This window comes from Rahnella woolbedingensis, from assembly GCF_003602095.1.
GTDB classification, from domain to species: Bacteria; Pseudomonadota; Gammaproteobacteria; order Enterobacterales; family Enterobacteriaceae; genus Rahnella; species Rahnella woolbedingensis.
Genome location: NZ_RAHH01000038.1, coordinates 30,594 through 42,342, shown reverse-complemented (window position 1 = coordinate 42,342; position 11,749 = coordinate 30,594). Strand labels below are relative to the sequence as shown.

At 49.6% G+C, this 11,749-nt stretch carries 14 protein-coding genes and 1 pseudogene; 8 read left to right on the top strand and 7 right to left on the bottom strand.

The window, feature by feature from the left end; all coding sequences use genetic code 11:
* From D6C13_RS22915 to D6C13_RS22900, 4 genes are all read left to right on the top strand, one after another.
* The coding region (locus D6C13_RS22915; protein ID WP_482822413.1) for a terminase large subunit domain-containing protein at positions 1-732 on the top strand (732 nt) is incomplete at its 5' end.
* 2 nt (positions 733-734) lie between these two features.
* Positions 735-1,766 carry a phage portal protein gene (locus D6C13_RS22910; RefSeq protein ID WP_120134974.1) on the top strand — a complete coding sequence of 344 codons (1,032 nt, stop codon included), beginning with the start codon at positions 735-737 and terminating at the stop codon, positions 1,764-1,766.
* Between the two features lie 497 nt (positions 1,767-2,263).
* Positions 2,264-2,581, top strand: coding sequence for a hypothetical protein (locus D6C13_RS22905; protein WP_147408199.1), 318 nt, complete (start codon positions 2,264-2,266; stop codon positions 2,579-2,581).
* A 37-nt stretch (positions 2,582-2,618) separates the two neighbouring features.
* Complete coding sequence (locus D6C13_RS22900; RefSeq protein WP_120134972.1) at positions 2,619-4,085, top strand: DUF1254 domain-containing protein; 1,467 nt, start codon at positions 2,619-2,621, stop codon at positions 4,083-4,085.
* On the opposite strand, the pseudogene D6C13_RS22895 reads toward D6C13_RS22900, so the two are convergent.
* The 6 genes and pseudogenes from D6C13_RS22895 to D6C13_RS22870 all read right to left on the bottom strand — a co-directional run bounded on the left by D6C13_RS22895 (position 4,039) and on the right by D6C13_RS22870 (position 7,607).
* A pseudogene (locus D6C13_RS22895) lies at positions 4,039-6,274 on the bottom strand (replication endonuclease). The gene D6C13_RS22900 and the pseudogene D6C13_RS22895 sit on opposite strands and share 47 nt — an antisense overlap.
* A gap of 79 nt (positions 6,275-6,353) precedes the next feature.
* Positions 6,354-6,578, bottom strand: a complete 225-nt coding sequence (locus D6C13_RS22890; RefSeq protein ID WP_120134971.1) for a TraR/DksA family transcriptional regulator — start codon at positions 6,576-6,578, stop codon at positions 6,354-6,356.
* Positions 6,578-6,760: a DUF2732 family protein gene (locus D6C13_RS22885; RefSeq protein ID WP_112150949.1), complete on the bottom strand. Its 183-nt coding sequence runs from the start codon at positions 6,758-6,760 to the stop codon at positions 6,578-6,580. The genes D6C13_RS22890 and D6C13_RS22885 overlap by 1 nt, the downstream gene beginning before the upstream one ends.
* 66 nt (positions 6,761-6,826) lie before the next feature.
* Entirely contained in the window at positions 6,827-7,153 is a 327-nt protein-coding gene (locus D6C13_RS22880; protein WP_244212755.1) for a hypothetical protein, read from the bottom strand.
* A gap of 7 nt (positions 7,154-7,160) precedes the next feature.
* Positions 7,161-7,325 (bottom strand): phage filamentation protein Fil family protein, encoded by a 165-nt coding sequence (locus D6C13_RS22875; protein WP_120134970.1) that lies wholly within the window; start codon positions 7,323-7,325, stop codon positions 7,161-7,163.
* A gap of 9 nt (positions 7,326-7,334) precedes the next feature.
* The gene (locus D6C13_RS22870; RefSeq protein WP_120134969.1) at positions 7,335-7,607 is read right to left on the bottom strand and encodes a Cox family DNA-binding protein; all 273 of its coding nucleotides are present in this window, start codon (positions 7,605-7,607) and stop codon (positions 7,335-7,337) included.
* 107 nt (positions 7,608-7,714) lie between these two features.
* Between D6C13_RS22870 and D6C13_RS22865 the strand changes: the two genes are divergently transcribed.
* Together D6C13_RS22865 and D6C13_RS22860 are read left to right on the top strand one after the other, a co-directional pair.
* Positions 7,715-8,014 (top strand): helix-turn-helix domain-containing protein, encoded by a 300-nt coding sequence (locus D6C13_RS22865; RefSeq protein ID WP_120134968.1) that lies wholly within the window; start codon positions 7,715-7,717, stop codon positions 8,012-8,014.
* Between the two features lie 75 nt (positions 8,015-8,089).
* Entirely contained in the window at positions 8,090-9,097 is a 1,008-nt protein-coding gene (locus D6C13_RS22860; RefSeq protein WP_120134967.1) for a phage integrase, read from the top strand.
* Between the two features lie 148 nt (positions 9,098-9,245).
* Here D6C13_RS22860 and can read toward each other — a convergent pair whose 3' ends face one another.
* On the bottom strand, positions 9,246-9,902 hold the full coding sequence (can, locus tag D6C13_RS22855) for a carbonate dehydratase (RefSeq protein ID WP_056774718.1): 657 nt from the start codon (positions 9,900-9,902) through the stop codon (positions 9,246-9,248).
* Between the two features lie 133 nt (positions 9,903-10,035).
* On the opposite strand from can, the gene D6C13_RS22850 reads away from it, so the two are divergent.
* Positions 10,036-10,959 (top strand): ABC transporter ATP-binding protein, encoded by a 924-nt coding sequence (locus D6C13_RS22850; RefSeq protein ID WP_120134966.1) that lies wholly within the window; start codon positions 10,036-10,038, stop codon positions 10,957-10,959.
* A complete protein-coding gene (locus tag D6C13_RS22845) occupies positions 10,959-11,729 on the top strand; it encodes an ABC transporter permease (protein WP_120134965.1) in 771 nt (256 codons plus the stop codon). The genes D6C13_RS22850 and D6C13_RS22845 overlap by 1 nt, the downstream gene beginning before the upstream one ends.
* Positions 11,730-11,749 lie beyond the last annotated feature (20 nt).

Below are 11,749 nucleotides of genomic sequence, written 5' to 3'. Positions count from 1 at the left end.
AACCTGTTCAACATCGACACGCTGAAGCAGGAAAACAGCGCCGAGGATTTCCGCAACCTGTTCATGTGTGAGTTTGTAGACGATCAGGCTTCCGTTTTCCCGTTTGCCGAGCTGCAACGCTGCATGGTGGAAAGCGCGGAGGAATGGGAAGATTTCAGCCCGTTTGCCGTGCGTCCGTTTGGTTATCGCGCCGTCTGGATTGGTTACGACCCGTCGCACACCGGCGACAGCGCAGGCTGTGCCGTCGTGGCTCCGCCGCTGGTGGACGGCGGCAAGTTCCGCGTGCTGGAACGTCACCAGTGGAAAGGCATGGACTTTGCCGCCCAGGCGAAAAGCATTGAGGCGTTAACGAAGCGGTACTGCGTGGAATACATCGGCGTAGATGCCACCGGCATCGGCCAGGGGGTTTTCCAGCTTGTCCGGCAGTTCTTCCCCGCCGCGATGGAAATCCGCTACAGCCCCGAAACCAAAACGAAGATGGTGTTGAAAGCGAAAGACACCATCACGTCCGGCCGCCTGGAGTACGACACTAACCACAAAGACATCACCTCGTCATTCATGGCGATCCGCAAAACCATGACCGCCAGCGGCAGCCGTTCCACCTACGAGGCCAGCCGCAGCGAGGAAGCCAGCCACGCGGATGTCGCCTGGGCAATCATGCACGCCCTGCTTAACGAACCCCTGACCGCCGCGAACGGCGGCCAAAGCCCTAACATCCTGGAGTTTTATTAACTATGAGTAAGCGCAAATTCCGCAAGTCGGCACAAAACACAGTCACCGCCACCACACAGCAGACCGGCGGTGCGGAAGCGTTCAGCTTTGGCGACCCGACGCCGGTGTTAGACCGCCGCGAAATTCTGGACTACATCGAATGCACGGGTAACGGCCAGTGGTATGAGCCACCGGTCAGCTTTGACGGGCTGGCTCGCACGCTGCGCGCTGCGGTTCATCACAGCTCATCGCTGTATGTGAAACGTAATATTCTGGCCTCGACCTTTGTCCCGCACCCGTTACTATCGCAGCAGGAGTTCAGCCGGTTTGCCCTGGATTATCTGGTATTCGGGAATGCGTTCTTAGAAGTGATCCGTAACCAGCTCGGCGACGCCGTGGTGATGAAAACCGTGCCCGCCAAATATGCACGGCGCGGCGTTGAGCAGGATACCTACTGGTTTGTGCAGCAGTGGAAGGATGCGCACCAGTTTGAAACGGGCAGTGTATTTCATCTGATTGAACCGGACATTAATCAGGAGCTGTACGGCCTGCCGGAATATCTCAGCGCCCTGAACTCTGCCTGGCTGAATGAAGCAGCCACGCTGTTCCGCCGCAAGTATTACCAGAACGGCGCGCACGCCGGATATATCCTGTATATGACGGACGCGGCACAAAGCAGCTCGGACATCGACCAAATGCGCAAGGCTATGCGGGACACAAAAGGTCTGGGCAATTTCCGCAACCTGTTCATGTACGCCCCAAACGGCAAGCCGGACGGGATTAAGATTCTGCCGTTAAGTGAAGTCGCCACCAAAGACGATTTCTTTAATATCAAGAAAGCCAGCCAGAACGATTTGCTGTGCGCGCATCGCGTACCGCCACAGATGATGGGGATTATTCCGGAGAACAGCGGCGGGTTTGGTGATTCAGTTAAGGCATCACAGGTATTTGTGCGGAATGAACTGACGCCGTTGCAGGAACGGTTTAAGGAGTTGAATGCGTGGTTTGGGGAGGAGGTGATCAGGTTTACTTCTTATGAACTTACGCCAGAGTAATATCGCAAAGCTCCGCGATACGGAGCTTAAGTACTACCACAAAGTTCCCACCTACTTCACCCCACATCACACGAACGTCTCAGAGCCACGCTGCGCTGACCGGCGCGAAATAATAGCGTACCGTTTTAAATGAAAAAATGACTCAGTGTGTCATACGCGGAGTCATTTTTTGCCGCTCTGAACCTCGGCGCGCGCAATGTTACCCGCCTGCCCGCTTCTGACTTGACTCATTGTTTTTAATGCATGACTCAGAGAGCCTCCAAGCACGGCCAGAGGGACGAACAGGGATTTATTGATCCTTCAGGGACCATGCAAAACCATGCACTTAGGACACCCACAGCTTTCATTAATATTTGGCTTATACCAAAAGACCTCAACGAACTCTAGAAAGCATTACTTTTTCTTACATGAAGCGAATTCTCAATTCAAACTCTCACGCTGTGCATAAAAACGCATGAATTTCCAACCATTTAGTGAAATTGATGATAGCGCTCTCAATGTTTAATTCTAAACAAGAAATATTTAACTTAATTCACTTTTTCCTTCTATCCTTTACAGAAAGTATTTTGCTTTTTCTAAGAGGGTATGATGGAAAAATCCGAATCGCATCATTAGCTTACAATCAGGATGGATCGATCGATATCTGGTTCGGGCCAACCAAACCGGATAATGTCACTAATAAGGCCGTCATCAAAACTATCCTTGGTCGCAATTTCCTCGTTGCTCTTCGTTTAAATGGAACAGGGGATAGTTTTTACGATCAAACTTGGCTGCCGGATGACGTCGTGCAAATGAACAATAGTGCTCACAAGTAATATAACCGCCTCCTACATCCATATTTAAGGAATTCACGTGAAAATCAGATGCCTTGCTCTAGTGATATCGTCCCTACTGTTTACTGCGGGGGCTACAGCTCAGTCCGAACCGCTCACTATTCCTCATCCTGCAAAGTTTGAAGACCTTTCCATGCCCTCGCCTGATGTAAAAATGCCTGAGTCATATGTTAAGGCGGTTGCGCAGCAGGCTTATATCTGGGGCTATCCCTTGGTTAACCAGTTCAACCGCCGTATGACGATCACGCAGGCACCCTATCCCGCGTTAAATGGCGGGATGGTTCCTGTAGCTCCGATGGGGCAACTGAGTATGCTGACGAATTACATTAAGCCGGAAGAAACCTTTGTAACATGTCCCAATCAGGACGTTGTATATGGGCTTGGCTTTTATGCTTTAGACAAAGAGCCTGTTGTTATTCAGGTGCCTGATTTTGGTGACAGATTCTGGGTTTATGCAATTTACGATGCGCGGACAGATCAGATAGGCAATGTCGGGAAACCTTACGGAACCAAACCAGGATTTTATTTGCTGGTGGGACCTAATTGGAAAGGTGAGACGCCTAAAGGTATCAGTGGTGTGATCCGTTCTTCTACCGAAATGGCCAATATGATTCCACGAATCCAGATGGATGATACGCCCGAAGAGCGCACGGTAATCCAACAGCCTATCCGGCAGGTGATGTCTTATCCCCTGAGCCAGTTTGATGGCAAGATGAAATCTTTCGACTATTCAAAAATGCCATCAATAGGCGATAAGCCCGATCCTCAGGCAGGTGAAGTGAAATGGGTTGTGCCTGATAAGTTTTTTGACCAGTTGGACAACGTGCTCACAAAAGTCCCGCCTCTTCCTGGTGAACAGGCCTTGTATGCGCAGTTCCGCCATTTGGTCGATGCGGGGAAAAAAGATCCTGAAGTACGCCGCTGGATGAATGAGGCTGCCGAACAAACCGATAAAACGGTGATCGCAGACTTCTTCAAATGGAAAAATAATGGAGTAGCTGCCGGTAACGGATGGAACCGCTCCAAAAATAATGCCGAATTTGGCGTGGATTATTACAACCGTACGGGCACGTCCAAGTCCAACATGTTTGATAATAAGCCAGATGAAACCCAATATTTCTATACCGATAACGATTTTTCAGGGACACAACTTGATGGTAAACAGTCCTATACGGTAACTTTTGCAAAAGGGCAACTGCCGCCGGTCAAAGGGTTCTGGTCACTGACGTTATATAACGAACGCCATCTTTTCAGCCCGAATGAACTTAACCGCTATTCGCTTGGGACAAAAAATAAGGATTTGAAACTCAACGACGATGGTTCTCTGACGCTGTATATCAGCCATGCTTCGCCGGGAGAGGATAAGGTCAAAAACTGGCTGCCTGCGCCGGAGGGGATTTTCTCTTTGTACATCCGCGCCTATTGGGGAGAACAGGCGATTATTGATGGTTCATGGCAACCGCCGAAAATCCAGAAAGTGCAATAATAAATGTGCCCCGCAGTGACTGCGGGGCATTTTCTGCAATTATGATTGCATCGAGTACAGGATGCGTTCTTCTGAAAAGTAAAGTTCTAACAATAGTAATCAAAAGTGATGACATATTTGATGATAGAACTGTATCACCGTTTTCTTTCGCAACACTTCTCTGTCTATTACTCCCAATTGGTGTTTCTTCCCGCATGCGTGCCACAATGGCCCTCGCGGCAGCAATGTCTGTCCAGTCCATTACTCCCTGGTTGTGAAGTGGAATCAGTAATATTGCTCTCAGCCTGGCTATAACGCCAATTTTCGGCCTGTTTCTTTCCTCCTAACCCACAGTTATTGACAGGACTCCGAGGCGCGCCGGAGGCGCTTTTTGCGGTCAAAACCTCAGAATCAACGGCAGAAGCAACGATGCGCCATTGAGTTGTACGTGTTTCATATACATGTGATTTGCCGAGATGGGGCGCGAAAATGCCCACAACCTTTTTCACTTCTTCATCGTAGGCATTCAACTCGTCAGCAACGCGACGTGCTACGCGCACCGTCTGATCTTCACGAGGAACATTAGCGCCGCCCTGGGCAGTCATGTACGCCATAAAGTCACCGATATCAGCAGCAGCGCGAACGGCTTCTACTTCTTCGTCAAAAGTTTCAGTCAGACTGATGGAACGTATACGACGACACTCACGGTAGGAACCCATGGTAGGTAAGCCTATGGGATGAAACTGCGGGATACGCCATGTTGCAGCCCAAGCAGTAACAGCAGTAGCGGAGTCCGTCAGAAGCTCGCCAGTCTCGTGGTCGCGTTCGCCTTCCAGTGCATAACCGTCGATATTCTTCGCGATGTACTTAGCAATGTAGCCAGCGGCACCGCCGCGGTTCAGGTGTTTACAGTCAAAGCGGTTTTTAGCTGCGCCGCGTTCGTTACCGTCTTCTTTCATGGCGTATTTGCGCATGATATCTATTACCCGCTGACGCATAGCGGGCTTTGTGAATAACATCATGTGCCAGTGTGGGGTCGCGTCGTGGTGAGGCTCTACTACGCGCATCCCATAAACGGACAGGCCACTGTCTTTGAACGCGGTGCGCATTTTGCTCCAGATCCCGCAAAGATAACGCTGCGCATCTTTCGGCGTGTAGGCCTCTTTGTCCCAAGCATGATTTCGCTGAACGCGCTTGTTATCACCTTTACCCACCATGCGGGTCGGGTGAAATTTAGATGGGGTGGTGATGGTCAGAAACATTCCGACGTCACCATTTGCGGCCGCATATTTTTCGGTGCCGGCGATAGTGCTCATCAGCTCCATGCGGCGGATTTCAGGGTTTGAAATACTCGCCATGACCTTATCGATCAAACTGATACGCTCGCCGGTTTCGACATTCTCCAGGTCGCGGCTTTTTAGATAGTCCAGATTCGACAGTCGGCGGGAACGAACTTCACGGATAGCCTGCTTACTGGCATAGGGAGACGCGTCACGGTTAACCTTGCCGATTGCGATCAGCAATGACTCACGCCAGCGGGTACGCTGGCCTTTCAACTGACTTAACCACCAATCGGGATTTACCAGCCGAGACATGCTAGCGATGGCAGACGTTGCATCAAGCTTGCCTTTAGTGAATTTTGTCCAATACATAGGGTTGACGTTGAAGGCACGGGATATTCCTGCAATATCACGATACAGAACGCACTGCGTATCAGACTGAAGAAGTACCGCGTAATCTCCACCATGTTCAGCCAACAGCTGATCGCAACGGTCTTCATAAATGGCCTTCAATTGTCCTGCAATATTCTGTGTGAAACGACGTAGCGGTTTGTCGCTCATGCCTGGTAACTGGTGATAAACATCGGCCTCTGAGATGAATTTCATGGTGGCATTGACATTCATTGCATGGGCTTTATTAACTGCATCGACACGCGGCAGTATGCTGCGCCCAAGGGTATAAACCAGATATTTATTAGCTGCGTGAATGCCCTGAGTTTTGAGCAGGTACTTATGGCGGCCAGTGAAAATTTCTTGCAGGTCTTTAGAGAGGTTTTTTACTTTGATTAAAACAGCTTGCCCCTGATCGTATTCATCACGGGTAAGCGGTCTCGGCCTTTCTTGGGGGACGATTGGGGCTAGAGGTTTATTCCAGGGGAACGCCCAAACATCGGGCGTTTCAGTCTGAGAAGTAAAGCGATTGTTCTGCATTACAAACCGTCTTTGATATCAATGATCAGATAGCCAGCATTGATGCCAGCCAGAATGAGCAATGCCATCGAGAACAAAATCATTTACTGTCTCGGTAATGCTTAGCGTTTAGCTCACTGATTTCCTTGCAATAGACACACAGCTCAACGCCAGGCAGAGCTGCGCGGCGTTCTTCAGGAATAGGGCGGTCACAGTCGAGGCAATACATGGAGGAAGCGCCCGCAGTGCTTATGCGGGCAGCTTGAATTTGTGACTCTAAGATCAGGTCCGCTCGTTCTTGGGCAGCGTCAATAACATCAGCCATTAATGAAATTCTCCCGCTTCGTTTTGGATGCGGGTAGCCTCAACGCGTAAAGCTTCGGCGGCTTCAGTGCCGGTCATTGCCTGCTTGACGATGAAACATGCGATAGCCTCAAGACGTGCAGCGAATACGGCTGCACGATTTAAACGTTCGTCAGAACGAGCTTCATTTATGATTTCTTCCATTATTCAATCCTGTTTTTGGGCAAAAGAATGCCCGGCGAGTTGAACGCCAATTAAATTTCAGATGTATTAATGTTCTATGTGGAGAACTGAGTCGGTTTCACTAATAAAGGCCGGAAGCGCGTTACCAAACTCAATGAGTGAGTTAAGTGCTTCAATCACCTTTATTCTTTCACTGTGTGCCAATTCAAAGAAACGCATATTGATATGACGACTTTTCAATCCAGCATGGAAGCAGATCAATTTGCGCATGGTCGGCGTACTTTCATCAAACGTTTCCTGCGCAATATTTTTCTGGCTGGTCAGCATTTTTCGGATCCCGATAATATGCTGAAAACAGGCCTCTCTTTTTTCCTTCGGGATACTTTCCGAATAGCTCAATGTTTGCGATTGCATAGACACCTCAACCAAAGAAGCGTTTGTAGAAGGGCTTCCGGTTCGGAACAGTTGAATACATTTGCGGTTTAGCTGGATTCCAGCGTTTGCCACCTGGTAGCTCAATCCAGCCGTGTCCAAAACTGCGGGAAGGGCTTTGTCTTTTCAGCAGTGGTGCAATTGAGATAACCATTTCCCCTCCTTAACGTGGCTCGCCCAAACCCAGCCACATCAGCCAACCGTCGCGAATCTCTTTTGGACGCTTTTCAAATGCTAATTTCATGCCTGCATTCCAGGCAGGGAGATAAACCCAGTTTTCCGCACGTGCTGTAGGATTTTCAGGGTTACGCATTTCGACAATTGGGAGCTTGCCAGCTTCAATCATCGACTTAACTGCTACCGGAGTTTTACCGATTGATTTGGCAAATTCCGTATAAGTCATAACGTCCGACACACTTACGATTTGTTTACTCATTTGGTAACCTCTCTCATGGTACTACTAAGTGCTTACAGAGGCTTATAAGTGCTTCTATAAGATATTTAATTACTCTGTTCGTATAATTGTTATCTGAGAGGATATTCATGTCAATAGACAATGCTGAAAAGATTAAGCTCATGAGAGAATCTGAGAGATTAAATCGTAAGCAATTGAGCGACTTAACAGGTGTTCCGTATAGCTCGCTTTCCGCTTATGAAAATGGAACGAAGGAAATAAGTTTAGTTGCGGCTAAAAAACTATTGAGTTTCGATTCGTTTAAGAAATACACAATGTGGTTTATGACTGATCAAATTGCACCAGAAGCCGGACAGATCGCGCCGGTTCTCGCACACTTTGGGCAGGGCGAAACAACGTCGTCCCACTCCGACAAAAAGACTGGTTAACGCTACATTTCGATTTTTTACGTTTTATAGAATCACAGAGTCTTTGCAGTACCCACGATTCCGGAGGGCTTCAATATGTCGATTAAGAAGCTCGATGATGGTCGTTATGAAGTGGACATCAGACCGCAGGGGCGCAACGGAAAGCGCTTCCGGCGTAGGTTCGACAAGAAACATGAAGCAGCCGCCTACGAAAAATATGTAGCGGTGAATTATCACGACAAAGAATGGCTATCTAAACCGGCAGACAAGCGGCCGTTATCCGAGTTGATAGAACTGTGGTGGCTCTATCACGGGCAGAACGTGAAACACGGCAAGCTCGACAAAGCCAAACTGGAATTCATCTGCAACCTGATGGATGACCCGTGTTCTTTCCAAATTGATAGCCTGGCTATTACAAAATTTAAGTCTTTGAGATTGGCGAAGGGCGTTAAGGCAACAACGGTAAACCGCAATTTAATGTTGCTGAGTGGTCTGTTTACTTACCTGAACGAAGCAGGTTTATTCCACGCTGAAAATCCGTTGCATGGCGTAACGTTGCTAAAAGGGCAGCTATCATCCATGACTTTTATGTCTGCTGATGAAATTGAAGAGTTGCTGTCAGTTTTGGAAGGGGACAATAAGAGGATTGCGATCCTGAGCCTGAGTACAGGAGGCCGCTGGGGAGAAATAAGCAGTTTGAAGGTTGAGAACGTCATTAATAACCGAGTGACTTTTCTCAATACCAAAAATGGCAAACCCAGAACAGTCCCGATCTCAGATGAGGTATGTAAGGCAGTCAAAAATCAGAAGTCTGGATTACTTTTTCCTGATGCCGATTACTTGACCTTCCGGCTGCTATTGAAATCGGTGAAGCCAGACTTACCGAAAGGGCAATCATTGCATGTGCTGCGACATACGTTTGCTACACATTTCATGATGAACGGCGGGAACATAATCACCCTGCAAAGAATTCTCGGACACGCGAATATCAACCAGACAATGGTCTATGCTCACTTCGCTCCGGACTTCCTGCAGGACGCAATTTCCTTCAATCCACTGAGGGGGAAAGCGGGGCTTGAGTGTCCACATAGTGTCCACACCTAAGCATCTTTATAGGGCTTACAGCTGCTTACAGCATTTATAACTCATTGATTTATAGTGATCGCGTTGTAAGTGCAGGAAAAATAAATGGTAAAAAAGGCACATTTTTGTGCCTTTTGTTTTTTTAAATTCTGTAAAGTAGGGCGGCTTGTTACTGCGGGTCACCGTTTAGCAGGGCGGAGACGCCCTGACGGTAGCGCTGTTCCAGCGTTTCGCGGCTGGTGGCGTCAACTTCGAGGTTGCGCAGACGACCATCCTGAATGCCGTATACCCAGCCGTGCAGCGTGACTTTCTGGCCGCGTTTCCAGGCCGATTGCATCACGGTGGAATGGCCAAGGTTGTAGACTTGTTCAACCACATTCAGTTCGCACAATTTATCGAGACGCTTTTCTGGCGACAGTTCGCCCAGCAGGGAACTGTGCTTGTACCAGATGTCCCTGATATGCAACAGCCAGTTATTAATCAAACCCAGCTCAGGGTTTTCAACCGCCGCCTGCACACCGCCACAGCCGTAGTGACCGCAGATAATCACGTGTTCGACTTCCAGCACGTCGATAGCATATTGCACGACGGACAGGCAGTTAAGGTCGGTGTGGATAACCAGATTGGCGACGTTACGGTGAACGAAAAGCTCGCCCGGCTCCAGGCCAGTCAGGCGCTCGGCTGGGACGCGGCTATCGGAACAGCCAATCCACAGGAAGCGGGGTTTTTGAGACTGAGAGAGGCGCTCAAAGAAACCAGGATCTTCGTCAATCATGGTTTTAGACCAGGCTGCGTTGTTACTGATGAGTCTTTCTATGTCATTCATGGAGGTTAATAGCCTGTAACGAGCTCACTGCGATGGGGTAATATAGGGCAATGTCCCGACTTTTCATACTGATTCGGCATCTCCACTTACTCATTCCTACAACAGGGTTTTCACAAGAAGGTACGCTCCCTTTATGAATTATGCATTGGAACTGGAAAAGTTAACCAAAACTTACGCCGGTGGTGTACAGGCTTTGCGTGGAATCGATCTGCGCGTCGAAGCTGGCGATTTTTATGCCCTGCTTGGGCCTAACGGTGCGGGTAAATCCACCACCATTGGTATCATCAGTTCACTGGTCAACAAAACTGCCGGCAAGGTGCGGGTGTTCGGTTACGACATCGATAAAGATATCGTCAACGCTAAACGCCAGTTAGGTCTGGTGCCGCAGGAATTCAATTTCAACCCGTTTGAAACCGTCATGCAGGTGGTGGTGAATCAGGCCGGTTATTACGGCGTGCCGCGTCCGCTGGCGCTGCAACGTGCGGAAAAATATCTGACGCAGCTGGACCTGTGGGGCAAACGCAACGAGCGTTCGCGCATGCTGTCTGGCGGGATGAAGCGCCGTCTGATGATCGCCCGTGCGCTGATGCACGAGCCAAAACTGCTGATCCTTGATGAGCCAACCGCCGGTGTAGATATCGAACTGCGCCGCTCGATGTGGGGCTTCCTGAAAGAGCTGAACGCGCAGGGCACCACCATCATTCTGACCACGCACTATCTGGAAGAAGCGGAAATGCTGTGCCGTAATATCGGCATTATTCAGGGCGGCCAACTGGTGGAAAACACCAGCATGAAAGAGCTGCTGTCGAAGCTGAAATCCGAAACCTTCATTCTGGATTTAGGTGCGAAAAGCCCGTTGCCGGTGCTGGAAGGCTACCGCAGTCATCTGACAGATACTTCAACGCTGGAAGTAGAAGTCATGCGTGAACAGGGGCTGAATTCCCTGTTCAGTCAGCTGAGCAAGCAGGGCGTGCAGGTATTGAGTATGCGTAACAAAGCGAACCGTCTGGAAGAGCTGTTTGTCACGCTGGTGAACGGCAGTGAGGAAAAGAAATAATGTCGCAATTGTACTGGGTGGCACTCAAAAGTATCTGGCTGAAAGAGATCAACCGTTTTGGCCGGATCTGGATCCAAACGCTGGTTCCGCCGGTCATCACCATGACCTTGTATTTCATCATCTTTGGTAATCTGATCGGTTCGCAAATCGGCAGCATGCATGGCTTTACTTACATGCAGTTTATCGTGCCGGGCCTGATCATGATGGCGGTGATCACTAACTCCTACGCCAACGTGGCTTCGTCGTTCTTCAGCGCTAAATTCCAGCGCAATATTGAAGAACTGCTGGTCGCGCCGGTGCCCACGCACGTGGTGATCGCCGGTTATGTCGGCGGCGGCGTGGCGCGCGGGATCTGCGTGGGGATCCTGGTCACGGCGATCTCACTGTTCTTCGTGCCGCTGGTGATCCATTCGTGGCTGATCATTGCGCTGACATTGCTGCTGACGGCGATCCTGTTCTCGCTGGGCGGCCTGCTGAATGCGGTGTTTGCCACAACCTTCGATGATATCAGCCTGATCCCGACCTTCGTGCTGACTCCGCTGACCTACCTCGGTGGCGTGTTCTACTCGCTGTCACTGTTGCCGCCAATCTGGCAGGCCGTCTCCAAGCTGAACCCGATCGTTTATATGATCAGCGGTTTCCGCTACGGTTTTCTGGGGATTTCCGATGTGCCGCTGGTGTTTACCATGAGCGTGCTGGTGGCGTTTATCGCGGTGTTTTATCTGCTGGCGTGGTATTTGATTGAACGCGGGCGCGGTTTGAGAAGTTGATTTTTGCTCCTGCCCCTTTG